Raw genomic sequence first — 26,119 nt, forward strand, 5'->3', positions numbered from 1 at the left:
CCTATCATTACGTTTTGGTATAAAAAAAGTTTCAAACGAATATATTAGGTCAAAATAGCTTGCCAAAATATTTCCAAAACATTAGTCAATTAGACCCACACGTAAAAATATCGTAAAAAAAGTAGTTAATTTGTAAAAACAACTAGCATTTTCCATCTAAATGTTATTTAATTAATAGTAAGTTGTAATTATTTTTTAATACATAGGAGGAAAAAAATGAAAAAAATACTTGGTCTTTTGCTTGTTTTAATACTGGCGGTTGGTCTAGCTGCATGTGGCTCAGACGATTCCAAAAAAGACGATGATAAGAATAAGGATGAAGGCAAAGATCCAAAAACACTAGTTATGGGCTTTGTACCATCTCAGGATTCTGAAAATATTGCGAGCACAGTTGAACCATTGGCAGAGCGTCTATCTGAAGAGCTTGGTATCACAGTAGAAGGTAAAGTTATGGTTAACTACAACGCATTGGTTGAGGCAATGGGTGCTAACCAGGTTCACATTGGATTTATTCCAGCATTCGGTTACGTATTGGCAAATGAACAATATGATGTAAATGTTATTTTGAAATCCATGCGTCATGGCGCAGGCTCTTACCGTGCACAATATGTTGTTCGTGCTGACTCTGGAATTGAAAGCCTAGAAGATTTAAAAGGTAAGATTTGGACATTTGCTGACAAAGGATCTACTTCAGGATACCTTTTCCCAGCGAAGCAGCTTATGGAACAGTTTGAGCTAGGTTCTGCTGCAGATTTGGAAACAGATTTCTTCAGTAATGTTATTCAAGCTGGTTCACACGACACAGCTGCAATCTCTGTATTAGAAGGTGACGCAGACGTTGCAACTACATTTGAAGACGTTCGTGATAACTTGGAAGAAGAATATCCAACTATTAAAGATGATCTAGCAGTAATTGATTATACTGCAGACATTCCGAACGACACCATCTCTGTTACAAAAGAACTAAGTGATGACTTAGTGAAGAAAATTAAAGAAGCATTTCTTTCCTTCAACGATGATGAGGATATGATTAAAATCATGAACGATGTGTATACTTGGGATGCTATTGAGGATGCCGAGGATTCAGAATATCAGATTGTAAAAGATACGTATCATGAATTCCGTGATATCATCGAACAGTAATTAAACAAACAGAAAAACTTTTTATAAGGGGGGAGACAATTCATCTCCCCTTTTTCAATTGCAAATGATTGTCGTACGGGAGGGACATCATATCATGATTCAATTTAAAGATCTTGGATTGGTATATCCAAATGGAACAGTTGGCCTTAAAGATGTAAATGTCACCATCAATGACGGTGAATTCGTAGTGATTGTCGGACTATCCGGTGCAGGAAAATCGACCTTTATCCGTAGTATTAACCGATTGGTCACACCAACATCCGGTGAGCTTATTGTGGATGGTGAAGATATTTTAAAGTATGGCGGACGTGACCTTAGAAAATTACGTACAAAGGTCGGTATGATCTTTCAAAACTATAACCTGGTCCACCGTTCCAATGTATTGAAAAACGTATTGGCTGGGCGCTTGGGTCATACTGGTACACTTCGTTCTATTCTTAGCCTCTTTTCCAAGGAAGATGTGGGGTTAGCCTATGAAAGTCTTCAGCGGGTAAACATTGCAGATAAGCTGTACAATCGTGCAGATGAGCTTAGTGGCGGTCAACAACAACGCGTAAGTATCGCACGTGTGTTAACACAAAAGCCATCCTATATTTTGGCGGACGAGCCAGTGGCATCCCTTGATCCACCTACCTCACATCAGGTGATGACTTATTTGAAAAAGATCAATCGTGAAGATAAAATCACAACAATTGTTAACCTGCACTTTATCGATATGGCCATGGAATATGCAGATCGCATCATTGGCATGCGGGCAGGTGAGGTCGTTTTCGATGGTCCAGCATCAGAGGTAACGGAGCAAACATTTGAAGAAATTTATGGCCGTACGATACGTGAGGATGACTTGCGTGGGGGGCAGATGAACAGTGACAAAAGAAAATGTAACGGATATGAATAAAGTACCATCCATGTACCCGACGAAAACGAAGGCACAGGTTACCATTATCTTTTTTGCGATTCTAGCATTCTACTTATTTAGTATGTACTGGACGCAGCAGCAAATGGTCGGAGGGTTTGGGAATGCGTTTGGCAATATGAAACAGGTAATCGAAAAGTTCTTCCCGCCAAATATTAGTGTGGTGAAAGCCATTTGGCCAGCAATGGCACAGACGATACAGATGGCAATTATCGCTACTACAATTGCAGCGATCTTAACCGTGCCACTTGCCTTATTATCGGCACAAAATATCACTACTTTTAAACCATTATATTTGGTTTCCAGAACCTTTTTGAATATCTTGCGTACCATTCCGGATCTTGTATTGGCAGTTATTTTTGTTGGATTATTTGGTGTCGGTATATTCCCGGGTATATTGGCTTTGATTATTTTTTCACTAGGAATTCTCGCAAAATTAATTAGTGAGACCATTGAGGCAGTTGATATGGACCCGTTAGAAGCAATGAGAGCTTCCGGTGGTGGCAAGCTGCAGGTTATTTTCTATGGACTCGTTCCGCAGATACTGCCACAGGTAACTTCCTTCATTTTATATGTATTCGAGATTAATATACGGGCATCTGTCGTATTAGGTTTAGTTGGTGCTGGTGGTATTGGGCTTATCCTGGACCGCGAGCTGCAGTTCTACAACTATCCAAACGCAATGGCAATCATTATCTTGATCTTTATTGTCGTTATCGTAATCGAATATATTAGTAATAAGATTAGGGAGGCGCTTATCTAATGGAAACATATACATTACCTCCAAAACCGCATCGCTCTACCTGGAAAATAGTCAAGCGTGTCCTGATTGCTTTGGCAATTATCGCCTTATATGTATGGACATTCCTTGGTATTGACATTGATTGGGGCCGTGCAATCGAACGTTCTGTTAAAAACTTTGGCATCCTTATTCCGAAGCTGTTTAGCCCAGAGTGGGCTGCAATGAGTGAGGTTGCACTTAAGATTGTCGAAACCATTTTTATTGCTTTTGCAGGTACTTTGATGGCATCCATTCTCGCTGTACCACTAGGCTTTTTGGCAGCAAAAAACATGACCAACCGCGGTGTAGCAACCTTTGGTAAATGGTTATTATCTGCCAACCGTTCTTTCCCAGAATTAATTCTAGCAATCCTATTTGTTGTAGCTGTTGGACCAAATGCTTTTGCAGGGGTACTTGCCATTGCAATCCACTCTACAGGAATGCTTGGAAAGCTCTATTCTGAGGTCGTTGAGTCAATTGATATGAAGGTTGTAGAAGCAATGGAATCCAATGGAGCCAATAAAATTCAAATTCTATTTTTTGGAGTTATTCCACAGGTAATTCCGGAGTTTCTGTCCTATGCAATTTATCGATTTGAAATCGATATCCGTGCCTCCTCCGTACTCGGAATTGTAGGTGCAGGTGGTATTGGTACGATGATTATGTTTGCTTCTATGAATAGAAACTGGAACCAAATGGGGCTCATTTTACTAGCGATTATCATCGTTGTAACCATTATCGACTTTATTTCTGCAAAAATTAGAAGAAGAATCGTATAATAAAGTGAAACTCGAATCCGAAACGAAATCAAAACACACCCTTTTTGATTTCGTTTCTTTTCTATGAATTAAATTGCAAATGGCTCATAGACTGAAACTTCAATCAGGGGGCGTTCTTCCACCACTGATTGTTAGTTGAACCAATCAGGCCTTTACTGGCTGTTGATCCCCCACTTACAATGCTTGTTATCAACAAAAATGCTTGATGTGGGAGGCTTACAGCCAGTTAATCTGTGATATAGTGAAACTTCAATCAGGGGGGGCGCTCTTCCACCACTGATTGTTAGTTGAACCAATCAGGCCTTTACTGGCTGTTGATCCCCCACTTACAATGCTTGTTATTAACAAAAATCCTTAGGGTGGGGGGCTTACAGCCAGTTAATCTGTGATATAGTGAAACTTCAATCAGGGGGGCGTTCTTCCACCACTGATTGTTAGTTGAACCAATCAGGCCTTTACTGGCTGTTGATCCCCCACTTACCATCTTGTTATCAACATAAATGCTTGATACGGGGGGGCTTACAGCCAGTTAATCTGTGAGAAATAGCCTATCCTGTCACAAGAGCTCATTTATACAATTAAACCATTTCACGCGAATAGATCTTACGGCGCAATTTGGAAAGGATGAACACAACGATGGCAGAACATACCCTTGTAAAAATCTTATACACCAGTGATGTGCACGGCAATGCTATGCCCATTTTATACGGGACAAATGAGGAAGCATCACTTGGACTGGCAAAGTATGCAACCATTGTAAAACAAACAAGGCAAGCACATCCACATGTACTTGTGTTAGATAATGGTGACCTCATTCAAGGAACACCGCTCATGACACATTATGTAAAAGAATATGCACAAACTGAAAATCCAATGGTTGGGATTTTAAATCGGATTGGCGTACGCGCAGGTGTGATTGGGAATCATGAATTTAATTTTGGCAAACAAATCGTAACGGATGCCGTTAAGCAATCTGATTTTCCCTGGTTATCCGCCAATATTGTGGATGTCGAAAGTGGTGAGCCCTTTTTTGGTCAGCCCTACTACATTCACGAGGTGGCAAATGGTCCAAAAATTGCCGTTATCGGCGTAACCACTCCATATATTCCAAATTGGGAATCTCCGGCACATATAGAAGGAATAGCCTTCCTGGATGCTTGTGACACTTTACAAAAATGGGTACCATATATCCGTGAAAAGGAGCAGCCTGATGCTGTCATTGTCTCCTATCATGGAGGCATTGAACGGGATATGGACTCCGGTGAACCAACAGAAGAATTAACCGGCGAGAACCAGGGCTATCAAATATGTGCAAGCGTGCCGGGGATTGATGTACTGTTGACGGGACATCAGCATCGCATTTTAACAGGTTCCATTCACGATGTGCTTGTGTTGCAGCCCGGGAATAACGGCATGTATTATGGTGTAGTTGACCTGCAATTTGAACAAACGGCGACAGGCTGGCAGCTAACCAATCGAGAAGGAGCTATTGGGGCCGTTGGGGATATAGAACCTGATCAGGAAATAATGACCTATATGGAAAAGATAGAAGCATCTACGCAAACATGGCTTGATCAGCCAATTGGAAAGATTGTTGGGGATATGTCAATTACAGATCCGCATGTTGCCCGTACACATAAGCATCCTTTCGTTGAATTCATTCAGCGGGTACAAATGGATGCCAGTGACACAGACATTTCTGTCACTTCTATTTTAAAAAACGATACGACTGGATTTACCTCAACGGTGACCATGCGTGATGTTGTATCCAACTATATGTATCCAAATACACTTGTAGTACTTGCACTAAAAGGCAGGGATATCCTTGCAGCGCTAGAAAAAAGTGCTGACTATTTCACGCTGGATGATCATGGAAAGGTTGTCGTCAATCCAACTTATATTTCGCCAAAGCCACAGCATTATAATTATGATATGTGGGAAGGAATTGATTACGAAATTCATGTGGACCAGCCTGTTGGCTCGCGAATCCAACATGTAATGTATCATGGCAAGCCGCTTCAAATGGATGAAACCTATGAGGTAGTATTGAATAATTATCGTGCATCTGGTGGCGGGAATTTCAATATGTTCAAACAAAAACCAGTCATCCGCGAAATTCAGAAAGATACCGTCGAACTCATTCATGAGTACTTTGAAAAACATCCCGTTGTGCAGGCCACTGCCAACCCAAACTTTACTGTTTATCCGGAATAAAAAGAGCTGCTCCAGCGAATATGCTGGAACAGCTCTTTTTTAAATTGCTTAACGGGCGATGGCGCTTTTGTTCTAATCATCTATTTCCATTATGATTACTTCGCCGGTCATGGCGTCAATTTCGAGCTCTGCTTCTCGATCGCCTGCTTCCATTTCTATTTCATAAATGTAACGTCCATCTTCTTCGTCTAGCTCTAGTTCTGTTATTGTTCCTGGGAAGGCTTTTTGTGCAATATCTGCAGCTTCTTGTACACTAATAGCTACCTTAGAATTATTTTGTTTCTTTTGTTCTTCTCTTTTAGCCTGCTGTTCTTTCTTTTTGGCTAATTGCTCTTGTTTTTTCTTTGCTTGTTCTTGCTTTTTCTTCTCCTCTGCTTTTTTCTTAGCAGCTTCTTTTTTCTCTATTTCTTTTTGTTTTTCCTGTTCTTTTTGTTTCGCTTCCTCTTTTTCACGAACAACTAATGAATCATCTTGTTCCTTGTCATTTGTCGCAATGGTTTTTTCGTCTATTTTCAGCACTTCACCAGTATCAGCATCTAATGTTAAATCGTAAGCCTTGTTCTTACCTTCGATTTCTACTTCATAAACAGACTTATTAAAATCACGATCCAGCTCAAAACTGGTTATTTCTCCTGGGTACTGATTTGCTAGCATTGTTTTAATGTCTGCTTTACTTAACTTTGGTTCCGTTTGTGAAGCATCTGAATGATATATTCCAAGTCCCAAAATTGCGGCTGCAGCAACAATTCCGATGGCTAAGCTTAGTTTCTTTTTCATGTTATTTCCTCCTTGAAATTCCTATTGATTACATCTTAACGAAGAAGGATAAAAGTCCTATGTGAATAAGATTAGAAATCAATGAGAAAATCATGTTGCTTCTTTCATAAATGGCAACTGGAAGGTGAATGTCGATCCAGAACCAATCTGACTTGTTACGGATAAATCGCCATGGTGTGCCTGACTGATTGCTTTAGCAATTGGCAGGCCAAGTCCAGTACCACCAGTTTCCCTGCTCCTCGCCTTATCCATACGATAAAAACGATCAAATATCCGCTTTTGATCTTCCACTGGAATTCCTTCCCCATGATCCGTTACACGCAATATGACTGTCGATTGGTTCGAGATTTCCAAGGAAACATCAATGGATTCAGCGCTATATTTTAGTGCATTGTCAATTAGGATATAAACAATTTGTTTCAACTGGTCTGGGTTGCCCAATACCAGAACATCCTCTTCACCATCATACCTAATTTCCCTCGTGTAGGCCCCCTGAAACGTCTTCACGGCCTCTGTACAAATAGAGGTAAAATCAACCTCTACAAAATCTGTTTTCTGTTGATTTTTGGCAAGCTGCAGCATTTGCTCGACCAGCTTCTGCATCCGATCCGCTTCTGAATCAATGGCCTGCACCGACTCTGTGAATAGTTCCGGTTTTTCCAGTCCACGTCTTTCCAATAATTGGGCATAGCTCTTTACAATAGATATCGGTGTTTTCAGCTCATGGGAAGCATCGGATACAAATACTTCCTGTTTCATAAAGGTTTCCTGAAGCTCGTCAATCATATCGTTAAATGTCATTTCCATTTCATATAACTCATCTTTTGACTGGCTAGCCTGCACGTCAATTTTTTTCCAATGTCCTTGCTTCATATTCTCTCGCATCGCTTGGGTCAACTCTTTAATTGGATGCAGCAGAAAACGACTTAACACATTGGCACCGATAATAGTAGGTATCAAAATAAACAGAGAAGCAATCATTAATACGAAGAAGAGCGTGTGCATATGCTCCTTAAGCACGATTAAATGCTTGGAAACCTGAAGGGTGACAATTTCCCCATCATCCCAAATAATCGGTTTTGAAATCACTGCCACGTGCTCCGGTGCAATTTTTTTATTAATGGTTCTTTTTTCTGATGTCTCAAAGGCACTGTTTAATTTGCTGTAAGCCTCGTTTTTTGTTAAGGTTCCTAGAATTGGTTCCGAGTCCTTTCCAATCACGCGAATCATACCATCATTTGGTACATAGGCCTTCAACAATTCTTTCTCAGGCACCTCTGTATTTTTATTTAACTCAGTAATTATTGTATCTGTATGGGCAGCAAGCTGATCCAGCTCACTGTCCGTTGATAGCTTATAATATAAAAAATATATAGCTGTATTCGTCAACACAATTAAAATAAGCAAAAATATGCAGGAAAATAACTGGATTTTCGTTTGCAGCTTCATCCGTCTACGTCCTTTATCGTATATCCTACACCTCTTACAGTTTGAATGTATGGTTGCGTAAATCCGTTATCAATTTTTTGACGCAGATAGCGGATATATACGTCCACCACATTTGTCTCCCCAAAATAGTCAAAGCCCCAGACCTGTTCAATCAGTTGTTCACGTGTAAGTACGATGTTTTTATTTTTAAGTAAATAAACGAGCAAATCAAATTCTCGTGGTGTCAGCTCGATATCTATTCCTTCCCGAATGACATCACGACTATTAATGTCAACTGACAAATCACCAACAACAAGTTTATCAGTTTGTACTGTGGAAGCTGCCGGTTTCTTTCGGAGATGTACCCGAATTCTTGCCAGAAGCTCTTCAATTTGAAATGGTTTCGTAATGTAATCATTTGCCCCTTGATCCAAACCACTCACCTTATCATATACCTGATCTCGCGCAGTGAGTAAAATGATGGGAGTATCTTCATCATTTCGTCTCACTCTTCTCAACACCTCCAGTCCACTTAATTCAGGAAGCATGATGTCGAGCAAAACCAAGTCCCAGTTTTTTTCTTCCATCAGTCGAAGCGCATCCTTGCCATTATCAGCAATCTCTGTTTGATAATTTTCATATTCCAATTCCAATTGTAGTACCCTGCTTAATTTCTGTTCATCTTCTACAATTAGTATGACCGGTTCTGTCATTACTTTTCACCTGCTTTTAAAATTTTCCAATATGCCAATGCTGTTTTAACATTACTTTTCTAAAGTGTAACAAATTTTTCCGCTTTCGTGATATATTTACACTCCATCATTTGAGGTTATTTTCCTTGCACCATTTATTTTCTAAGGGGTATAGTAAAGTAATAGTTTGAAGCAAACTAGGATTGGAGTTGATTCGTATGCTGGCACTTGACCATATCGTCGTTTGTGGACTAGAGGTTGAACAAACGAGTGAAAAATATGGGCGACAGCTCCCCATTAAAGCAATTAAAGGTGGCGAGCATGAAAACTGGGGTACCAATAATTATTTAGCTTACTTCTCAAATGATAGCTACTTGGAGTGGCTTGCTGTTACAGATGAGGAAAAAGCAAAGCATGCAACAAACCCATTGATTAAGCATCTTGTCCATCAGCTAGAGCAAAAAAAGGCAGGCCCATTCCAATTTGCATTACGAACAACAGATATGGATCAGTATGTTCAGCATTTCATGGAAGAAGGAATTCCATTTAGTGGTCCATTTTCTGGAGAAAGAGAAAAGCCCGATGGAACCTTACTCAAATGGCGGATGCTATTTCCACAATACGATTACGAGCAAGAGACGCTACCTTTTCTAATTGAATGGGATGAGAACCACAAGGAAATGGATATGAGCATTTTAAATCCACAGGCAATAACTTCTATTGAATATAACGGAATCGACATAGATCAATTCAGTCATATTTATCAGATTCGCCAAAGAAAGCTATTAAAAAACCAGCTTTCTCTGCAAAATGCAAAAATTACCTTCCACGATTCTGATGAATTTACCTTTAAACTTGAATAGTGAAGAACCTCCAGCAGCTGCTGGGGGCTTTTTTTATTACATCAAAGTATCCATTCTCCGTTGTTTCGCTCTTAGTTAACCGGCCTATAACTCAGGCCAAATAGAGGCAAATGTCCGATTGACAATCCAACCACCTATACTATAATCAAATATACATTTGAATGTTTCGTTAGAGGTGTTCGTGATGCGTTTAGATATAAATGAAGTGAACCTTGCCTACAAAGATAAAATCACCTTTTTACGTCCGCTTCATCGAACAGGCATTGTGATTGCCAGTGGGAAGGAAAGTTGATCCGTGATACGCTAATGGATTCACGTGGCATACCTGGATTCAACAAGCATTTACACATATGAAGGAGTGTACTGTTCATGTCAAGTAAGGAACAGGTGTTTCGTGTACAGGGCATGAGCTGTGCCAACTGTGCAAAGACATTCGAAAATAATATTAAGCGTTTGAAAGCAGTGGAACAAGCAAAGGTAAATTTCGCTGCTTCCAAGGTTTCCGTGTTGGGTGAAGCTACTGTAAAAGACATTGAAAAAGCAGGTGCTTTTGAAAATATCAAAGTCATCCACGAAGATGGGTTTGATGTCGATCAGCAAGAACCATTTTTATTGCGACATTTCCGACTTGTTTTTGCATCCATGCTCATTACAGCTGCTTTTATATTTATCCATTGGACTGGAATAAGTAAAATTGCAACCACCCTATTACTTGCTGCTGCTATTTTAATTGGTGGAATCAATTTATTTCGAGCAGGAATCGTTAATCTGACCAGGCTAAGATTTGATATGAAAACATTGATGACCATCGCCGTTATTGGTGCAGCGATCATCGGAGAATGGCAAGAGGCAGCAATTGTCGTTATTTTATTTGCTATCAGTGAGGCGCTGGAAGCATATTCCATGGATAAAGCACGTCAATCCATTCAAGCATTGATGGGAATCGCACCAAAACAGGCGCTCATTAAACGTCACGGAACAGAACAATTAATGGATATTGCTGATATTCAAATTGGTGATATCATGCTCGTTAAACCTGGGGAAAAATTGGCCATGGATGGCGTTGTGATGCATGGTGTCTCCGCAATTAACCAAGCACCTATAACAGGGGAATCCATACCAGTGGAAAAGAACCCAGATGATACGGTGTTTGCGGGTACCATGAATCAGGATGGATTTTTGGAAATAAAGGTTACCAAGCTAGCGAAGGATACAACGATAGCAAAAATCATTCACCTTGTGGAAGAGGCACAAGCGGAACGGGCGCCATCCCAAGCATTTGTTGATCGTTTTGCAGCATATTATACACCAATTATCATGGTTATCGCCCTGCTTACAGCAATCATTCCATCGCTCTTAACTGGAAACTGGAGCACATGGGTATATCAGGGACTGGCCATACTTGTTGTAGGCTGTCCATGTGCGCTTGTCATATCAACGCCGGTGGCCATTGTCACTGCAATTGGAACTGCTGCACGCAATGGTGTCTTGATTAAGGGCGGAATTTATTTAGAGGAAATCGGACATATTCATTCCATTGCTTTTGACAAGACAGGAACCCTTACGATGGGGGAACCACATGTAACGGATACAGTTTATTTTACCGATGATCCGGCTCAAGCTTTTAGCATGCTTGCTGCTTTGGAAAATAAGTCTCAGCACCCTTTGGCAAAGGCCATTTTAGCCCATGCCGAAACAAATCATATCCCTTATAAGAGGGTTCAAGTAGATCATTTTTCCTCCTTACAGGGGAAAGGAATCCATGGGATGATGAATGGCGAGATAATTTATGCCGGATCACCAAAGCTATTCGCGGAACTTGGCTTACAGAAGCAGCTGGATGAAATAGCTACTTCTATTTCCGCATTTCAGGCCGCCGGAAAAACCATCATGCTCTTAGGTACAGCGACAGAAATCCTTTTAGCTGTTGCGCTGCGGGATGAACCAAGAAAGGAAAGTAAAGCTGTTATTAGCCGATTGCATCAGCTCGGCATCCAGCATTCCTTTATGCTGACAGGAGACCATCCGGAAACAGCACATGCGCTAACCGATGAATTAGCAATTACGGATGTAAAAGCTGGATTAATGCCAGCAGAGAAAATGGATTTCATTAAACAATATGAGCAGAGGAATGGTCCGATTGCCATGGTTGGGGATGGAATCAATGATACACCCGCATTGGCAGCGGCTACAGTCGGAATTGCAATGGGAACAGCTGGAACAGATAGTGCACTTGAAACTGCAGATGTAGCATTGATGGGTGACGACCTGAAAAAACTGCCATTTACTGTCCAACTGAGCCGAAGAGCATTGACGATTATCAAGCAAAACATTGCCTTTGCGATTGGAATGAAGCTAATTGCATTGTTACTCGTCATTCCTGGATGGCTCACCTTATGGATTGCTATATTTTCCGACATGGGCGCTACACTGCTTGTCACACTCAACGCCCTCCGCTTACTCAGAAAAAAAGGAATCTAAAAAGAGACTTGCACGCATCATTGCCTGCAAGTCTCTTTTTTTAGCGGAGAAGGTGGGATTCGAACCCACGCGACGGGAAACCGTCCTAATGCATTTCGAGTGCATCCCCTTCAGCCGGGCTTGGGTACTTCTCCAAATATACTCCCCATTGGGAAAAGCATCCCACGCAAGGATGCTCTTTTTTCATCTAAATGCTGGTGAGAGGATTTGAACCCCCGACCCCTTCATTACGAGTGAAGTGCACTACCACCTGTGCTACACCAGCTTATTTACATATAAAATCATACTCCTGTACATTGTAAATCTCAAGTATTTTTTGCTGCCAAATTTAAACTTTTTGTAACAATGATGTGTATCTTTTGATATACACAGAAGCGATATTTCAATGTCATCCACCACTTTAATTTATGACGTTGGACATATCAGCTGCTGGATTTGTATCCTTGACCATCCCCAAAAAGACAAGCAAACCAAGAATTACACAACAAAAAATTGTAATGGCCATTGGAATAGCGGTATAATCGCCACCTAAACCAACCAATGGAGATACAAGTGCCCCACCGCCAAATGGAAGTATCCCGAGAAATGCGGATGCACTTCCTGCATGTTTACCTTGGCGCTCCATCCCCATCGAAAAGGAAGTAGTACTAACCATCCCCACACTGGAAACAACAAGAAATAATGCTATGAGTAGAAGCCATAATGGCAGTTCGAGCATAACAACGGTCAGAAATAATGTCCCGCCAGTTACCGCGATTAAAATACCGGTCAATAATAATTGTTTTTCCTGCATTCGAAAAGCAAGCCTGCCTGTCAGCTGGGCAGCAATAATAATGCCAACCCCATTGATGGCAAAGATAATAGAAAAGGTCTGGGCTGACACACCATACACATTTTGTAACACAAATGGCGATCCTGATATATAAGCAAACATCCCCATGGAAATAAGCGCCTGACTTAAGGCAATCCCCATAAATACACGGTCCTTCAATAAATCAGCAAAGGTCTTGACCGTTGCCAGCAGGTCGCCTTGCTGCCGTTTTTCAACTGGCAATGTTTCCGGTAATGTGAATTGAACTGCCAAAAACATAGCCACACCAATGATACCTAAAATAATAAATATCGCTGGCCAAGCAATCCATTTTAAAATAATCCCACCAAAAATCGGTGCCAAAATAGGTGCCGCACCGTTCACAAGCGCGAGCAAAGCGATAAACTTCGTTAATTCCTTCCCCTCATACATGTCCTTTGCCGAGGCCCTAGCGATGACAATGCCCGCTGCTCCAGCAAATCCTTGAATAAATCGCATCGCAATGAAAAGCCAAATGGTTGGGCTAAATGCACATAACACAGAAGCGACAGCGTAGACAACCAATGTCGTTAAAAGCGGCCGCCTTCTGCCTTGGATATCACTGAGCGGCCCAAATAAAAGCTGTCCCACTGCTAACCCAAGTAAGCACGCAGTTATACTTAACTGTGCAAGTGATGCTGAAGTATGTAATTCAATGGTTACGACAGGCAATGCCGGTAAATACATATCCATTGACAATGGCCCAAATGCCGTTAAAGATCCTAATATCAAGACAAGCCACAGCCTGCGAAATGACTCGGGATTCACTTGATCAAATGACTGTTGTTCTGGTTGACTCATATATTGACTTTCCTCTCTATTTCACACAAATAAATGATGACAAGATTTCGTATTGCGTTTCATTTTCCGATGCTCATGCCAAATTTTTTGACGGTTTGGGCGCTATCGTTTAGTTTTCAGGCTCGTGCATCGGATTTTTTGACGATTCAAGCACTTTCGTTTAGTTTTCAGGATCGCGCAACGGATTTTTTGACGGTTCGAGCGCTTCCGTTTAGTTTTCAGGCTCGAGCAACGGATTTTTTGACGGTTCGAGCGCTTTCGTTTAGTTTTCAGGCTCGAGCAACGGATTTTTTGACGGTTCAAGCACTTTCGTTTAATTTTCAGGCTCGCGCAACGGATTTTTTGACGGTTCGAGCATTTCCGTTTAGTTTTCAGGCTCGTGCATCGGATTTTTGACGGTTCGAGTGCTTTCGTTTAGTTTTCAGGCTCGCGCAACGGATTTTTTGACGATTCAAGCACTTTCGTTTAGTTTTCAGACGCTCACACCGGATTTTTTGACGATTCAAGCACTTTCGTTTAGTTTTCAGACGCTCACACCAGATTTTTTGACGGTTCGAGCGCTTCCGTTTAGTTTTCAGACTTTCATGCCAAATTTTTTGACGGTTCGAGTGCTTTCGTTTAGTTTTCAGGCTCGCGCATCAGATTTTTTGACGATTCAAGCACTTCCGTTTAGTTTTCAGACGCTCACACCGGATTTTTTGACGGTTCAGCCAATTTTGTTTCATTTCCGGTTCTTCGCAAAAAAGTTTTATAGAACGATGAAGTCACAGGCTGGTCTTCACCTAAATAAAAACGTACGGAAGCCTTGGCGAACCACCGTCTTGCGTGGCTCGCGCGGCTTCCGCACGAAATTCGTTCAGCGCTATATTTTTAGCCGAGCTGCTGATGTAGAAAGTCGATAACCGATTCTGGTGTTTTCGTATAGGCACTGTGCTGGTGTGCCTTCTTTTCACCATTTTGGAAAATTAAAATACTTGGAATTCCCATCACTTCATAGGTGGCTGCAATGCCTTCGATTTCATCTGTATTCACTTCATACCAGCTGTAGTTATTAAATTCCTTCATTACGTCATCAATGAACATGTCCATTCTTTTACAGTCCGGGCACCAATTGGCGTAAAATTTAATAATCACTGGCTTGTCACTTTGTATGATGTCTTTAAATTGTGCTTCTGTTTGAATTGCTTCCATTCTAATCATCCTCCTACTCCTATTCTATCACGTTCTCCCCATATTTAAGCGGGATATGCCTATTCCTTGTACTCCACTCTACTGAGAATAAACGCGACGAGTAGTCCCAATGCAAAGGTACCGATACTTAGCAGCATCATCCCGGTTGTTGCCGGCCAGCCTGGGAATACAACAGCGATTGAGCCGATAACAAAGCCGATAATAATTGCAAATGTGGCTGTGTAAAAAGATTTCAAAAAGTAATCAATGATTTTTGTCATGGTTACTAAACCAATCACAATGCCAGCCCCGGTTACTGCCATAATATCTAATTGCAGATTACTAATGGCACTAATGACAGTTGAATAAACACCAATTACAAGCAGCATAAAGGAACCGCTAATACCTGGAAGAATCATAGCGGCACTGCCAGCAATTCCTGAAAAGAACAACAAAATATACGTGGAGGTTGTGACGTTTGTAATAATGTCTCCTTCTGTTGGATTTAAAAAAGCGAGTGACCCAACGGCGATTACCCCAATCAATAACAATAGATAATGATTCGTCTTAAAGGAACGTTTGGCATCTGCTTGTTCAAATAAATACGGTAAAATGCCAATAATGAGCCCTAAGAAGAAAAATTTAGTTGGACCAGGATAATGAATAAACAACCATTCTATTACCCTGCTCATAAGTAGAACAGCGGTCGCTACACCAACTCCCAGCGGAATTAGAAAGCTAAGTTGCTTTTTCCAGTCTTTACTTAATAAACCGCTTATTGCGGCGATTAACCGATCGTAAATTCCTAACAGAACAGCAATGGTCCCCCCACTAACTCCAGGGATGACATCACTTGCCCCCATTAAAAAACCTCTATAAACATTTTTCCATTCCATGCGTGATAGACTCCTTTGGTTACACATGCGTTAACAGTTTATTTTATCACATAAAAATATCATACCAAAAAATGCTTGCAATGAGTATCTATATTTCCTATAATGATGTTAAGCTACTTTGCAATGCAAGGTAGTATATTTTTAAAACACTATCTTGTATAGCAAGGCAGGTGTATTTATCTATGTCCATTCGAAGTCAGTTGTTAAAAGGGATTTTAGAAGGTTGTATACTTTCCATCATTCATATGCAACCAACCTATGGATATGAGCTCTCTATGAAGCTGCAAAAATTTGGCCTATCCGATGTGAGTGAGGGGTCCATTTATCCGATTCTCATTCGCCTGCAAAAGGAAAAATTAATTATTGGTGAGATGATTAAATCAGAGGCTGGTCCAAAGCGAAAATACTATCACCTGACGGAGGAAGGAAAAGCCGCGCTTCAGCAGTTTATTGCCAATTGGGAAGCCATCAAACAACCAGTAGATAAAATCATTGATAAAGGAGGAGAGGAAACATGAGAACGAAGGAAATGATTCAATTAAACAATGAAAAAAGAAAACGTCTGAATGAAGAAAATCTGAAGCTCTATGAGGATATGCTCGTCTATGTTCGGTTAAATACAAGAAAAGACGAGCAGCAAACAGAGGAAGTATTGCTTGAAATTTTAGACCATCTGCTGATAGCACAAGCTGAAAATAAACCAGCAGCAATGGTTTTCGGGGATGACCCAAAAGCATTTTGTCAGGAATTATTAGATGAAATTCCTAGTGAAAGCAAAAAAACAACTGGATTCTTTATTGCCTATATCGTTCTGCAATTTCTAGCTATTATTAGTCTTGTACATGGTTTACTTGGTTTTGCCTTGCATTACTTTTTCCAGCTCAGCACAGCAGCGTACAAGATCAACATAGGCTATGGAAGTATTCGAATCCTTATCAATCTATTATTACTATACATCATTATCCATCTCATTCTGAAGTGGATTAAAAGCAGTACATTCAAGGAAAATAAGCGTAGCAATACCGTCTCATTCCTTTATACATGGATCATTTGTTCATTATGTATCGGTGCTTGGATTGCCATTCCTCTCATACTACCAATTCCAGATTTTGGCGCAAGCTTTCACATTCCATTGCTTAGCTTTGCCGTCATTGGTGCCCTGCTTTATCTCGTTTCTATGATTTTAAATAAAAAGCTGCATATTCTTCCATAATCCAAACGGAGCACCTGCCATTATCCTATTGGCAGATGCTCCGTCATGCTTGTCATTCAACAAACTTCAGTTCTGGAACCCATTGGGACATATGTGATTTGATTTCCTGATAATATGCCACAAAGCCGGGTAGTTGACTGTTACTCAATTGGTACATAGGGACAATTTTAAAATTCGTATGCTTTTCACTTCGCGTAACATAGGTCGGAATAAAAGTAGGCTGTTTCACTTCTATCGTCTTCGATCTGCCCTCTTCGGTCTTGGCAATCGTCACCTGTAAGATTCCGCCGATTCGTTTATATAGCCCATCTTGATTGGATAAAAAGTTTCCCAACGAATAAACGACAAAGGTTTGGTTGCCGTCCTTTCCTTCCACCCAATCAACCGGCTGAAGCACGTGTGGATGATGTCCAATTACCAAATGGACACCGTGATCTGCTGCAAATTGAACGAGGTCCTTTTGTTCCGCATTTGGCATCCGCTCATATTCATTACCAAAATGCAGGCTTAACACAATCACATCGGCTTTGGATTTTGCTTCTTCAATTTCAGCAGCCATTCGTTCTTTCTCAATTATATTGACCAAAAACGCTTTTTCTAATGGAACGGGAATCCCATTCGTTCCATACGTATAGGATAAAAATGCAAGTGACATTCCTTCTTCGGTTTCATACACGCGTATGGAATCCCGATCTTTTTCATTTTTGTACGCACCAGTATACATCATATCAATTTGTTCCCAGTGGGAGATGGCCCGTTGGATGGCTTCTTCGCCCCTGTCCAACGTATGATTATTGGCTAAAGAAACAACATCAACACCAACCGACTTTAAAGCATCACCAACTTCAAAAGGACTATTAAATGCAGGATATGATGATAACCCCAACTCTTCCCCGCCAATCATTGTTTCTTGATTGGCAATCGAGATCGTTGTATCCTCCAAAAATGGCCTAACTAAAGAAAGCATTGGTGTAAAATCATAACCGTCTTTTGTTTTGGCATCCTGATATACTGGGGAATGAATCAGCATATCACCAATTGCCGCAAGTGTTATTTCTGTTTCTTTACGTTTTATTTCTTTCGTTTGCCGTTCTGCTGCCTGTATGCCTTCATGGTCTGTCGCGTATTTTGTCGGCTCTTCTATTTGTTCAGCACAGCCTATGAGCATAATTGGAACCAATATAAGGAGGCAAAAATATAATGTCTTGTTTATCAATGGTCACACCACCTATTAACTCCCACAGGATGCGGCAATTTCTACATGCGAATCCCCGTACATCATTACAAGTTTCAAATAGAAAATCATTTACGCAAGCGTGGATATTCAGTTTTTATATTTCTTAGATGCGGCTAATTTTCCAGCCGCTCTATAATCGTTGCATTTGCCATTCCCATTCCTTCACAAATTGCAACTAACCCATATTTACCCTTTACCCGTTCTAATTCATTTAGTAACGTCACAAATAGTTTCGTACCAGTTGCCCCAAGCGGATGGCCAAGTGCAATTGCACCACCATTCACATTCAGCTTGTCAGGGTCCGCACCGGTATCCTTCAGCCAAGCAAGAGGAACAGAGGCAAAGGCTTCATTTACTTCATATAAATCCATATCTTTCATTCCCAAATTTGCCTTTTTCAAAACCTGCTGCGTAGCGGCTATAGGCCCCGTTAACATCAAGGTTGGATCAGAACCTGTAACTGACCTCGCAATAATCCTCGCACGTGGTTTTAATCCAAGGACTTCTGCTCGTTCTCGAGACATCAATAACACAGCGCTAGCTCCATCGCTCATCTGACTGGCGTTTCCAGCAGTCACACGTCCATTATCTTGGAAAACGGGTTGGAGATCCGCTAATCTCTCCAAACTTGTATCCGCACGCGGTCCTTCATCTACAGCAAACGATTGTGTTTTTCCCGCCTCGTCAACAATATCAATCGACATTATTTCATTTTCAAAACGTCCGGCAGCAATGGCCGCTATCGCCTTTTGATGACTGGCTAATGCATAAGCATCCAAATCCGTTCGAGAGAGTCTCCAGGCTTCTGCTATTTTTTCTGCTGCAACTCCTTGATTCACAATCTCATACTTGGTTTGAAGTGCTTCACTAGGCTTCACCTTGCCAATATTGGAAAACATCGGTGAACGTGTCATGCTCTCCACACCGCCAGCTATGACAATATCCATATCCCCCGAAGCAATCGCCTGTGCTGCAAAATGTACCGCTTGCTGACTAGAGCCGCATTGTCGATCCAATGTCACCCCTGGAACATGAACTGGAAATCCAGCAAGCAATGCGGCCGTTCTCGCAACATTACCAGCTTGCTCCCCTGTCTGGGTCACACAGCCTAAGATCACATCTTCCACGAGCCCCGAATCCAGCGATGTCCGATTTACCAACCCCTCCAACACACGCGCTGCCAGCTCATCAGAACGATAATGCTGTAACGATCCCTTTCGTTTCCCAACTGCTGTTCGGCAGCCATCTATGATGACAACCTCTCGCATTCCTACACCCCATTCCGCTTATTTTGTATCTATAGTATAACGGGCTGCCTGCAATACCGCCACTACCATTATCGGAGGTATGTAAATATTCTTTTGAAACCTTTTTGCCTATTTTTTCGTATGGTAGGACGGTAGGAGAAAGGAAGGGGAAACATGTCAGAGGTTGCAATGGAATTAGTAAATGTGAAAAAGACAATTGGAAAAAAAGAAATTATAAAAGGACTGTCCTTTACAATTCATCGCGGAGAAATTTTTGGATTTATTGGTCCAAATGGTGCTGGGAAAACAACGACCATACGGATGATGGTTGGCCTAATGCAGTTATCAGAAGGTGATGTACGGATTCTCGGCAAAAGCATTACTACCGATTATAAAGCAGCTGTACGGGAAGTCGGCGCAATCGTTGAAAATCCAGAGATGTATCCATTTATGACAGGCTGGCAAAATCTGATGCATTACGCAAGAATGATACCAGGCATTACGAAAGAGCGAATCCGTGAGGTAGTTGCACTGGTTGGGCTTGAAAAACCGATACATGAAAAGGCTGGAAAGTATTCTCTCGGTATGCGACAGCGCCTTGGTATTGCACAAGCATTGCTTCATCGCCCAGCTATTCTTATTTTAGATGAACCAACAAATGGACTAGACCCTGCAGGAATTCGTGAAATCCGCAAATATATGAGAAAACTTGCCGAAGAAGAAAATGTAGCTGTTATTATTTCCAGTCATATCCTTTCAGAAATTGAATTAATCTGTGATCGAATCGGGATTATCAAAAATGGAGAGCTAGTCGCCATACAAGGGGTTCATGATAAAGATCATGCAGATGAATCAGCGGTCCAGCGCATCGTCATGGAGGTCAAACCAGTCGATGCAGCCACACGGTTATTAAAGGAACAATTCCAAATTACTGCTGCGGCAATGGATGGAAGCTCTTTATCCTTTGATGAAAATAAAGAGAACATACCAGTTATTGTAAAAGCACTAACGAAGCAGGATATATCCATCTATCAAATCGGTGCTTCTAATGGAACCCTGGAGGATAAATTTTTTGACCTGATTGGAGAGAATATCATTGAATAGATTCCTAAAGTTAATTTACAATGAGAACTACAAAATATATATTCGTAAATCCACATGGGTCATGTATGCGATTTTAGCCTTATTAATCATTGGCGGAGCATTTCTGACCAGTGTTTATGGGGATGTGGATAAAGGCTATGATGCAAATTGGAGAGAACAGCTGGAGCAGGAAAATGAACAATTACTCGCTGAAAATGAAGGATACGGCGAGGATGAACAATACTTGACTACCTATAATTTGGATGAAATAGAGGTAAATAATTATTATTTGGAGCATGATATCGAACCGACAGGCTATGGCGCTTGGCAATATGTATTGGAAAATGCCGGTTTATTATCTATTGTCAGCCTGCTTACAATTATCGTTGCAGCCGGAATCATTGCCAATGAATATCGTTGGGGTACCATTAAGTTATTATTAATTCGCCCTATATCCCGAACACAAATATTACTATCCAAATATGTATCTGTCTTACTATTTGCAGCATTCACCCTCTTATTTGTGCTCGGTTTTTCCTTTATTGTTGGGGCAGTTACATTTGGTGTAGAAGGACTGAGCCCTCACATTTTACTGGACACAAATACAGGCTTGGAATATGTGTCTGCCTTGAAACAAATTATGACAGAGTATGGCTATGGACTCGTTAATTTAGTTATGATGGCCACATTTGCTTTCATGATTTCCACTGTATTCCGTAATAGTTCCTTAGCTATTGGTACGGCTATATTCTTGATGATGGCCGGCTCAACGATAGTAGGGATGTTTTCTGAACGGTCTTGGGCTAAATACATTCTATTTGCCAATACAGACCTGCAGCAGTATGCACCAGGCTATACACCATGGATTGAAGGAATGACACTATCCTTTTCCATCATGGTACTATTGGTGTATTATATTATCTTTATGGCGCTCTCATGGATTGTCTTCACCAAGCGAGATGTTGCTGGGAATTAATTGATGCGCGTCCATTCCATAAACAAGCAACAGGTATATAGAACGAGGTGATTGGATGAAACGCTACTTGTCCGCTATTTTTTTAGTTATAACGGCCCTTCTTCTCATCTTCGGGCTACGCATAGATACGCAATGGAGCGGCATAGTTACGTGGGGTTTAGCTTTTTTGTTACTAATCGCAGCTGCCTATTTTACAAAATACATCCCCAATGAAAAGAAGAAGTCTGATGCGAAAGAATAAGGGACACCTCTTTCCGCCTGCAGGGTAGCATTCTCTGCAGGCTTTTTATTTTATTTCAACCAACAAATCCGAGATACGATGAACATTTTTAATATGCATGCCATAATACTTTAACATTTGGGGTATATACTATTTAGAGTACAACAAGAATGATGCACGAATAAAGTGAAGTTTCAATCTGTGATAAAATTAAAGGGGACTAATAAAACGATGAATGATGCAATACCTTCCAATCGAAGTATACAAATTTCATGTGACAATGAATACGATACCTTAAAGCAAGTCATTGTCGTACCTCCAGCATTTATGCGAATTGAAGAAGCCATTAATGAAACACAGGAACATTATCTGGAAGAAGATGGGGAAGCAATGGATGCGTCGATTGCTCAACAACAGCATCGTGAATGGATACAGACTTTGACATCAAGAGGGATAGAAGTAATTAGTTTAGAAGCAAAACAAGCACTTCCCGAACAAGTCTTCACCCGGGATATCGGCTTTACCATTGGCAATAAGCTATTTATTTCCAATCTAAAAGAAGAAACGAGACAATCGGAAGAACAGGTACTGATCAACTGGCTCAAGCAATTACAAATCCCTTACCATCGCCTTTCAAACGGCACAATAGAAGGTGGCGATGTCATTGTGGATGGGAAAACCATTTGGGTTGGTTTGAGTTCACGCACTTCCAAGGAAGCAGTTGTTCTGCTTGCACAACAGCTTCCGGATTATGATATCTATCCAATTCCATTGCGGGATGATATACTCCATCTCGATTGTGTATTTAATTTGATTTCCGCGAACACAGCACTTATTCATCCACCAGCAATTGACCCAACCGCCTGTCAACGGTTGCAGGAGACGTATACATGTATTGAGGTAACGGACGATGAACAATTTCATATGGGGCCCAATGTCCTTTCCATTGGTAATCAAACTGTCATTAGCCTCCCTGAAAATGAGCGACTTAATACAGCATTGCGCGCACATCAATATGAGGTCATCGAGGCGCCATTTTCTGAAATCATTAAATCAGGCGGTTCCTACCGATGCTGTACATTACCACTATGGCGAGAAAAATAAAGTGAAACTTCAATCAGTGGAGATTTTCGCACTTTCCCCACTGATTGTTAGTTGAACCAATCAGGCCTTTACTGGCTGTTTATCCCCCCTTACATTGCTTGTTATCAACAATAATTCCTGCAGTGGGGGATCTTACAGCCAGTTAATCTGTGATAAAGTGAAACTTCAATCAGTGGAGATTTTCTCACTTTCCCCACTGATTGTTAGTTGAACCAATCAGGCCTTTACTGGCTGTTTATCCCCCCTTACATTGCTTGTTATCAACAATAATTCCTGCAGTGGGGGGCTTACAGCCAGTTAATCTGTGATAAAGTGAAACTTCAATCAGTGGAGTTTTTCGCACTTTCCCCACTGATTGTTAGTTGAACCAATCAGGCCTTTACTGGCTGTTTATCCCCCCTTACATTGCTTGTTATCAACAATAATTCCTGCAGTGGGGGATCTTACAGCCAGTTAATCTGTGAGAAAATATCATACAAAAATGGAGCGAATCAAGCTTTCACTTGATTCGCTCCATCGTTATATATGGAATCTTTTATTTATGATTCGAACGTTTCATGCCATGCTTTTCCTTTAATGTTTCGGGAGCAAGCTTTACCATAAATTGCAGCAGCAACAATGCCATTGCAGCATCATCTAACAGGCCAAAGAATAGGATGAAATCCGGGATCAGATCAAAGGGAAATAAAATATAACCGATGATCAAACCAGAAAGCAGCAGCTTTTTCCAACCGAAAATTTCCCGCGATCGAAAGAAATCAAACATAAACGGTATCGAGCGGTGCAAGGTGAACAAAAAACGAATTCTTTTCATCATAGCTTTCATGGTTGCCCTCTCCTAATTTGGCATGGAACCGTTATCCGTGTACCCTTCTCGCAAAGTCCACAAAACGAAATTTATCCGGACGATGCCTTGATTCTGTAAATTGAAACAGACGCGCATCCTCCAAATACACCTTACTCCGAATCACTACTACATTGGAAAAGCCCTCCATATCCAGTAATTGGATATCATGCGCTGTCGGGTTTTCCACGGTAATTTCCTTTTGAGCAAAGCTAATCCCCAATCCAAGCTGGCCTTCCAAATATTCATAAATAGAATCCTGACAGGCAGCCATTGGCAGCTGTTCAACTATTTCCTGATTCAAATAATCCAAATCAAGGATGACTTTCTCGCCATTGATTTCGCGCACGCGAATAAGCTGCCACATAGAAGTTCCAACTGATATGTCCAGACAGTCTGCTTGATACGCATCTGCCTGGACCTGTTCTAATAATTCCACAGAGGTAGTAGCTTCTATGCCTTGCTTATGCATCATTTCCTTAAAACTGACAATACCCGAAACAGGAAAGTCTAACATTTGCTTTTCAATAATAAGTGATCCTTTACCATGAACTTTTTGAATATAGCCCTCCTGCGAAAGCAGTGCGAGTGCCTTGCGAATGGTTTCCCGGGATGCTTCATACATTTGGGACAGCTCGTGCTCAGAAGGAAGCATATGCTGCCACTGTCGATTCATGATTTTCAAAACAATATCCTGATAAATTTTTCTATATTTCTGCATGCTGATTCCCCATTAATTGACTTTATATATCACCGACTCATATGGGCGCAGTGTTATTCTATCTAAATCCGTAGATGAATCCGGATAGTTTGAAAGCAGCACTTCACCCTGCCCATATGAAAACGATGCCTCTACATCCTTTGCATAGAAGTTACTAACTACAAGCATTCTTTCACCTTGCCAGCTCCGCGTATATGCAAAAATTTGTGGATGATCGGCCAATAATAATTGATAGTCTCCATGGGTTATCATATCATACTTTTTCCTCAATTGGATAAGTGCCTGATAATGCTGGAAAATAGAGTTAGGCTGCTGAACGACGTGCTTCACATGAATGTCATGGTAATTATCTGCCACCGGAATCCATGGCTCACCTGTAGTAAATCCCGCATGCTCCCCATCAGTCCATTGCATTGGTGTTCGTGCATTATCTCTTGATTTCTGCTGAAGAATGGCCAGTATTTCCTTCTCTGGCACACCAGCAGCCTTCATTTCCTCATAGGCATTCAGGGATTCCACATCGCGATATTGCTCCAATGAAGTAAAATTGGGATTCGTCATGCCAATTTCTTCACCTTGGTAAATATACGGCGTCCCTTGCATCATGTGTAGCGTCGTTGCCAGCATTTTCGCGGACATTTCACGATACGGTCCTTCATTTCCAAAACGTGATACAATTCGCGGCTGATCATGGTTGCACCAGAAAAGGGCATTCCAACCTTTTCCTTCATGCATCCCCACCTGCCAATCAGATAGGATTTGCTTCAATTCCAGAAAATCAAATGGTGCCTTTGTCCATTTTTTCCCTTCTGGATAATCCACCTTTAAATGATGAAATTGAAAGGTCATATCAAGCTCTTCACGTTTTGGATTGGTATATTTCACACAGCTTTCTATGCTTGTTGAAGACATTTCACCGACCGTCATCATCCCGTGTGGTTTAAATACAGCCTGATTCATTTCATGAAGATACTCATGAATACGTGGCCCATCGGTATAAAAACGACGGCCGTCTCCTTGATTGTCATCTGGAAAATCCTGATGTTTGGAAATAAGATTAATAACATCTAAACGAAATCCATCTATACCTTTTTTTGCCCAGTATCGCATCATATCATACAGTTTTTCACGCAGTGTATCATTTTCCCAATTTAAATCTGCTTGGGTTTTATCATATAAATGAAGATAATACTGCTCCGTTTGTTCATCCCATTGCCAGGCAGGCCCGCCAAACTTGGATTTCCAATTGTTTGGCATCTCTCCATCATTTCCAGCATCCTTCCAAATATAAAAGTCCCGAAACGGATTATCCTTGGATTGCGCTGACTCCTGGAACCACTCATGATGGGTTGAAGTATGATTAATCACCAGATCCATGATGAGCTTCATGTCACGATTGTGTGTTTCCTCCAATAATTGCTCAAAATCCTCCATCGTTCCATAGGCTGGATCAATCGAAAAGTAATCACTGATGTCATAACCATTATCATTTTGCGGCGATTGGTACACAGGGGTAAGCCAAATCACATCGACACCGAGCGCTTGAATATAATCGAGTTTTTCTATGATGCCTTGCAAATCGCCTGTCCCACTCCCAGTGGTATCCTTAAAACTTTTTGGATAAATTTGATAGACGACTGCCCGCTGCCACCATGCTTCTTGCATGAATAAAACCTCCTTGAA

The 26,119-nt window shown here is 41.1% G+C and carries 26 protein-coding genes and 2 tRNA genes; 15 read left to right on the top strand and 13 right to left on the bottom strand.

Going from position 1 to position 26,119, the window contains the following annotated elements; all coding sequences use genetic code 11:
- Positions 1 to 216 precede the first annotated feature (216 nt).
- The 5 genes from DX933_RS00875 (at position 217) to DX933_RS00900 (ending at position 5,833) form a co-directional block, all read left to right on the top strand.
- A complete protein-coding gene (locus tag DX933_RS00875) occupies positions 217 to 1,143 on the top strand; it encodes a phosphate/phosphite/phosphonate ABC transporter substrate-binding protein (protein ID WP_123314593.1) in 927 nt (308 codons plus the stop codon).
- 94 nt (positions 1,144 to 1,237) lie between these two features.
- Entirely contained in the window at positions 1,238 to 2,041 is an 804-nt protein-coding gene (phnC, locus tag DX933_RS00880; protein ID WP_123314691.1) for a phosphonate ABC transporter ATP-binding protein, read from the top strand.
- Positions 2,034 to 2,822 carry a phosphonate ABC transporter, permease protein PhnE gene (gene phnE, locus DX933_RS00885; RefSeq protein ID WP_123314692.1) on the top strand — a complete coding sequence of 263 codons (789 nt, stop codon included), beginning with the start codon at positions 2,034 to 2,036 and terminating at the stop codon, positions 2,820 to 2,822. The genes phnC and phnE (DX933_RS00885) overlap by 8 nt, the downstream gene beginning before the upstream one ends.
- Positions 2,822 to 3,619 carry a phosphonate ABC transporter, permease protein PhnE gene (phnE, locus tag DX933_RS00890; protein WP_123314594.1) on the top strand — a complete coding sequence of 266 codons (798 nt, stop codon included), beginning with the start codon at positions 2,822 to 2,824 and terminating at the stop codon, positions 3,617 to 3,619. Before phnE (DX933_RS00885) ends, phnE (DX933_RS00890) begins: the two co-directional genes overlap by 1 nt.
- A 636-nt stretch (positions 3,620 to 4,255) precedes the next feature.
- Positions 4,256 to 5,833, top strand: coding sequence for a bifunctional metallophosphatase/5'-nucleotidase (locus tag DX933_RS00900; protein ID WP_123314596.1), 1,578 nt, complete (start codon positions 4,256 to 4,258; stop codon positions 5,831 to 5,833).
- A 72-nt stretch (positions 5,834 to 5,905) separates the two neighbouring features.
- Here DX933_RS00900 and DX933_RS00905 read toward each other — a convergent pair whose 3' ends face one another.
- The 3 genes from DX933_RS00905 to DX933_RS00915 all read right to left on the bottom strand — a co-directional run bounded on the left by DX933_RS00905 (position 5,906) and on the right by DX933_RS00915 (position 8,751).
- Entirely contained in the window at positions 5,906 to 6,610 is a 705-nt protein-coding gene (locus DX933_RS00905; protein ID WP_123314597.1) for a PepSY domain-containing protein, read from the bottom strand.
- 90 nt (positions 6,611 to 6,700) lie between these two features.
- Entirely contained in the window at positions 6,701 to 8,059 is a 1,359-nt protein-coding gene (locus DX933_RS00910; protein WP_123314598.1) for a sensor histidine kinase, read from the bottom strand.
- On the bottom strand, positions 8,056 to 8,751 hold the full coding sequence (locus DX933_RS00915) for a response regulator transcription factor (RefSeq protein WP_123314599.1): 696 nt from the start codon (positions 8,749 to 8,751) through the stop codon (positions 8,056 to 8,058). The genes DX933_RS00910 and DX933_RS00915 overlap by 4 nt, the downstream gene beginning before the upstream one ends.
- Positions 8,752 to 8,948: 197 nt before the next feature.
- On the opposite strand from DX933_RS00915, the gene DX933_RS00920 reads away from it, so the two are divergent.
- Positions 8,949 to 9,593, top strand: coding sequence for a VOC family protein (locus DX933_RS00920; protein ID WP_123314600.1), 645 nt, complete (start codon positions 8,949 to 8,951; stop codon positions 9,591 to 9,593).
- A gap of 369 nt (positions 9,594 to 9,962) precedes the next feature.
- Positions 9,963 to 12,074, top strand: a complete 2,112-nt coding sequence (locus DX933_RS00925; protein WP_123314601.1) for a heavy metal translocating P-type ATPase — start codon at positions 9,963 to 9,965, stop codon at positions 12,072 to 12,074.
- 44 nt (positions 12,075 to 12,118) lie between these two features.
- Here the strand turns inward: DX933_RS00925 and DX933_RS00930 are convergent.
- The 3 genes from DX933_RS00930 to DX933_RS00940 all read right to left on the bottom strand — a co-directional run bounded on the left by DX933_RS00930 (position 12,119) and on the right by DX933_RS00940 (position 13,725).
- Positions 12,119 to 12,208, bottom strand: a tRNA-Ser gene (locus tag DX933_RS00930).
- Between the two features lie 58 nt (positions 12,209 to 12,266).
- A tRNA-Thr gene (locus DX933_RS00935) sits at positions 12,267 to 12,339 on the bottom strand.
- A gap of 135 nt (positions 12,340 to 12,474) precedes the next feature.
- Positions 12,475 to 13,725, bottom strand: coding sequence for a multidrug effflux MFS transporter (locus DX933_RS00940; protein ID WP_123314602.1), 1,251 nt, complete (start codon positions 13,723 to 13,725; stop codon positions 12,475 to 12,477).
- Positions 13,726 to 13,761: 36 nt separating this feature from the next.
- Between DX933_RS00940 and DX933_RS00945 the strand changes: the two genes are divergently transcribed.
- Both DX933_RS00945 and DX933_RS18235 read left to right on the top strand, forming a co-directional pair.
- Positions 13,762 to 14,121 carry a hypothetical protein gene (locus tag DX933_RS00945; RefSeq protein ID WP_190279366.1) on the top strand — a complete coding sequence of 120 codons (360 nt, stop codon included), beginning with the start codon at positions 13,762 to 13,764 and terminating at the stop codon, positions 14,119 to 14,121.
- A gap of 8 nt (positions 14,122 to 14,129) precedes the next feature.
- Complete coding sequence (locus DX933_RS18235; RefSeq protein WP_145962250.1) at positions 14,130 to 14,627, top strand: hypothetical protein; 498 nt, start codon at positions 14,130 to 14,132, stop codon at positions 14,625 to 14,627.
- Here the strand turns inward: DX933_RS18235 and DX933_RS00950 are convergent.
- Together DX933_RS00950 and DX933_RS00955 are read right to left on the bottom strand one after the other, a co-directional pair.
- Positions 14,596 to 14,916, bottom strand: a complete 321-nt coding sequence (locus DX933_RS00950) for a thioredoxin family protein (protein ID WP_123314604.1) — start codon at positions 14,914 to 14,916, stop codon at positions 14,596 to 14,598. The two genes, DX933_RS18235 and DX933_RS00950, sit on opposite strands and share 32 nt — an antisense overlap.
- A 59-nt stretch (positions 14,917 to 14,975) precedes the next feature.
- Positions 14,976 to 15,791, bottom strand: coding sequence for a DUF368 domain-containing protein (locus DX933_RS00955; protein ID WP_123314605.1), 816 nt, complete (start codon positions 15,789 to 15,791; stop codon positions 14,976 to 14,978).
- 182 nt (positions 15,792 to 15,973) lie between these two features.
- On the opposite strand from DX933_RS00955, the gene DX933_RS00960 reads away from it, so the two are divergent.
- Positions 15,974 to 16,309: a PadR family transcriptional regulator gene (locus DX933_RS00960; RefSeq protein WP_123314606.1), complete on the top strand. Its 336-nt coding sequence runs from the start codon at positions 15,974 to 15,976 to the stop codon at positions 16,307 to 16,309.
- On the top strand, positions 16,306 to 17,004 hold the full coding sequence (locus DX933_RS00965) for a DUF1129 family protein (RefSeq protein ID WP_123314607.1): 699 nt from the start codon (positions 16,306 to 16,308) through the stop codon (positions 17,002 to 17,004). The genes DX933_RS00960 and DX933_RS00965 overlap by 4 nt, the downstream gene beginning before the upstream one ends.
- 52 nt (positions 17,005 to 17,056) lie before the next feature.
- On the opposite strand, the gene DX933_RS00970 is transcribed toward DX933_RS00965, so the two are convergent.
- Together DX933_RS00970 and DX933_RS00975 are read right to left on the bottom strand one after the other, a co-directional pair.
- Positions 17,057 to 18,172, bottom strand: a complete 1,116-nt coding sequence (locus DX933_RS00970) for a CapA family protein (RefSeq protein ID WP_123314693.1) — start codon at positions 18,170 to 18,172, stop codon at positions 17,057 to 17,059.
- Positions 18,173 to 18,354: 182 nt separating this feature from the next.
- Positions 18,355 to 19,509: a thiolase family protein gene (locus DX933_RS00975; protein ID WP_123314608.1), complete on the bottom strand. Its 1,155-nt coding sequence runs from the start codon at positions 19,507 to 19,509 to the stop codon at positions 18,355 to 18,357.
- A 153-nt stretch (positions 19,510 to 19,662) separates the two neighbouring features.
- Here DX933_RS00975 and DX933_RS00980 point away from each other — a divergent pair, with 153 nt between their 5' ends.
- The 4 genes from DX933_RS00980 to DX933_RS00995 all read left to right on the top strand — a co-directional run bounded on the left by DX933_RS00980 (position 19,663) and on the right by DX933_RS00995 (position 22,871).
- On the top strand, positions 19,663 to 20,592 hold the full coding sequence (locus tag DX933_RS00980; protein WP_123314609.1) for an ABC transporter ATP-binding protein: 930 nt from the start codon (positions 19,663 to 19,665) through the stop codon (positions 20,590 to 20,592).
- The gene (locus tag DX933_RS00985; RefSeq protein WP_123314610.1) at positions 20,585 to 21,547 is read left to right on the top strand and encodes an ABC transporter permease; all 963 of its coding nucleotides are present in this window, start codon (positions 20,585 to 20,587) and stop codon (positions 21,545 to 21,547) included. Before DX933_RS00980 ends, DX933_RS00985 begins: the two co-directional genes overlap by 8 nt.
- A 55-nt stretch (positions 21,548 to 21,602) precedes the next feature.
- A complete protein-coding gene (locus DX933_RS00990) occupies positions 21,603 to 21,788 on the top strand; it encodes a hypothetical protein (protein WP_123314611.1) in 186 nt (61 codons plus the stop codon).
- Between the two features lie 210 nt (positions 21,789 to 21,998).
- A complete protein-coding gene (locus tag DX933_RS00995) occupies positions 21,999 to 22,871 on the top strand; it encodes a dimethylarginine dimethylaminohydrolase family protein (protein WP_123314612.1) in 873 nt (290 codons plus the stop codon).
- A 535-nt stretch (positions 22,872 to 23,406) separates the two neighbouring features.
- On the opposite strand, the gene DX933_RS01000 is transcribed toward DX933_RS00995, so the two are convergent.
- From DX933_RS01000 to treC, 3 genes are read right to left on the bottom strand one after another with little or no spacing between them, the layout of a single operon-like run.
- Positions 23,407 to 23,697, bottom strand: coding sequence for a YkvA family protein (locus tag DX933_RS01000; RefSeq protein WP_123314613.1), 291 nt, complete (start codon positions 23,695 to 23,697; stop codon positions 23,407 to 23,409).
- 31 nt (positions 23,698 to 23,728) lie between these two features.
- Complete coding sequence (gene treR / locus DX933_RS01005; protein ID WP_123314614.1) at positions 23,729 to 24,436, bottom strand: trehalose operon repressor; 708 nt, start codon at positions 24,434 to 24,436, stop codon at positions 23,729 to 23,731.
- Positions 24,437 to 24,448: 12 nt separating this feature from the next.
- The gene (gene treC, locus DX933_RS01010) at positions 24,449 to 26,101 is read right to left on the bottom strand and encodes an alpha,alpha-phosphotrehalase (protein WP_123314615.1); all 1,653 of its coding nucleotides are present in this window, start codon (positions 26,099 to 26,101) and stop codon (positions 24,449 to 24,451) included.
- Positions 26,102 to 26,119 lie beyond the last annotated feature (18 nt).

The sequence above is a fragment of the Ornithinibacillus gellani genome (assembly GCF_003730295.1).
In the GTDB taxonomy this organism is placed as follows: Bacteria; Bacillota; Bacilli; order Bacillales; family Amphibacillaceae; genus Ornithinibacillus_A; species Ornithinibacillus_A gellani.

What these genes read in the sequence shown, in the direction of transcription:
- DX933_RS00945 (WP_190279366.1), top strand. Translation starts at nt 13,762, where the DNA reads ATGACAAGATTTCGTATTGCGTTTCATTTTCCGATGCTCATGCCAAAT.
- treC (WP_123314615.1), bottom strand. Translation starts at nt 26,101, where the DNA reads ATGCAAGAAGCATGGTGGCAGCGGGCAGTCGTCTATCAAATTTATCCA.
- DX933_RS00975 (WP_123314608.1), bottom strand. Translation starts at nt 19,509, where the DNA reads ATGCGAGAGGTTGTCATCATAGATGGCTGCCGAACAGCAGTTGGGAAA.
- phnC (WP_123314691.1), top strand. Translation starts at nt 1,238, where the DNA reads ATGATTCAATTTAAAGATCTTGGATTGGTATATCCAAATGGAACAGTT.
- DX933_RS00970 (WP_123314693.1), bottom strand. Translation starts at nt 18,172, where the DNA reads ATGCTCATAGGCTGTGCTGAACAAATAGAAGAGCCGACAAAATACGCG.
- DX933_RS00950 (WP_123314604.1), bottom strand. Translation starts at nt 14,916, where the DNA reads ATGGAAGCAATTCAAACAGAAGCACAATTTAAAGACATCATACAAAGT.
- DX933_RS00900 (WP_123314596.1), top strand. Translation starts at nt 4,256, where the DNA reads ATGGCAGAACATACCCTTGTAAAAATCTTATACACCAGTGATGTGCAC.
- DX933_RS00965 (WP_123314607.1), top strand. Translation starts at nt 16,306, where the DNA reads ATGAGAACGAAGGAAATGATTCAATTAAACAATGAAAAAAGAAAACGT.
- DX933_RS00995 (WP_123314612.1), top strand. Translation starts at nt 21,999, where the DNA reads ATGAATGATGCAATACCTTCCAATCGAAGTATACAAATTTCATGTGAC.
- DX933_RS00910 (WP_123314598.1), bottom strand. Translation starts at nt 8,059, where the DNA reads ATGAAGCTGCAAACGAAAATCCAGTTATTTTCCTGCATATTTTTGCTT.
- treR (WP_123314614.1), bottom strand. Translation starts at nt 24,436, where the DNA reads ATGCAGAAATATAGAAAAATTTATCAGGATATTGTTTTGAAAATCATG.
- DX933_RS00905 (WP_123314597.1), bottom strand. Translation starts at nt 6,610, where the DNA reads ATGAAAAAGAAACTAAGCTTAGCCATCGGAATTGTTGCTGCAGCCGCA.
- DX933_RS00960 (WP_123314606.1), top strand. Translation starts at nt 15,974, where the DNA reads ATGTCCATTCGAAGTCAGTTGTTAAAAGGGATTTTAGAAGGTTGTATA.
- DX933_RS00925 (WP_123314601.1), top strand. Translation starts at nt 9,963, where the DNA reads ATGTCAAGTAAGGAACAGGTGTTTCGTGTACAGGGCATGAGCTGTGCC.
- DX933_RS00915 (WP_123314599.1), bottom strand. Translation starts at nt 8,751, where the DNA reads ATGACAGAACCGGTCATACTAATTGTAGAAGATGAACAGAAATTAAGC.
- DX933_RS01000 (WP_123314613.1), bottom strand. Translation starts at nt 23,697, where the DNA reads ATGAAAGCTATGATGAAAAGAATTCGTTTTTTGTTCACCTTGCACCGC.
- DX933_RS00980 (WP_123314609.1), top strand. Translation starts at nt 19,663, where the DNA reads ATGTCAGAGGTTGCAATGGAATTAGTAAATGTGAAAAAGACAATTGGA.
- DX933_RS00940 (WP_123314602.1), bottom strand. Translation starts at nt 13,725, where the DNA reads ATGAGTCAACCAGAACAACAGTCATTTGATCAAGTGAATCCCGAGTCA.
- phnE (WP_123314594.1), top strand. Translation starts at nt 2,822, where the DNA reads ATGGAAACATATACATTACCTCCAAAACCGCATCGCTCTACCTGGAAA.
- DX933_RS00875 (WP_123314593.1), top strand. Translation starts at nt 217, where the DNA reads ATGAAAAAAATACTTGGTCTTTTGCTTGTTTTAATACTGGCGGTTGGT.
- DX933_RS00920 (WP_123314600.1), top strand. Translation starts at nt 8,949, where the DNA reads ATGCTGGCACTTGACCATATCGTCGTTTGTGGACTAGAGGTTGAACAA.
- DX933_RS00955 (WP_123314605.1), bottom strand. Translation starts at nt 15,791, where the DNA reads ATGGAATGGAAAAATGTTTATAGAGGTTTTTTAATGGGGGCAAGTGAT.
- DX933_RS00990 (WP_123314611.1), top strand. Translation starts at nt 21,603, where the DNA reads ATGAAACGCTACTTGTCCGCTATTTTTTTAGTTATAACGGCCCTTCTT.
- phnE (WP_123314692.1), top strand. Translation starts at nt 2,034, where the DNA reads ATGAATAAAGTACCATCCATGTACCCGACGAAAACGAAGGCACAGGTT.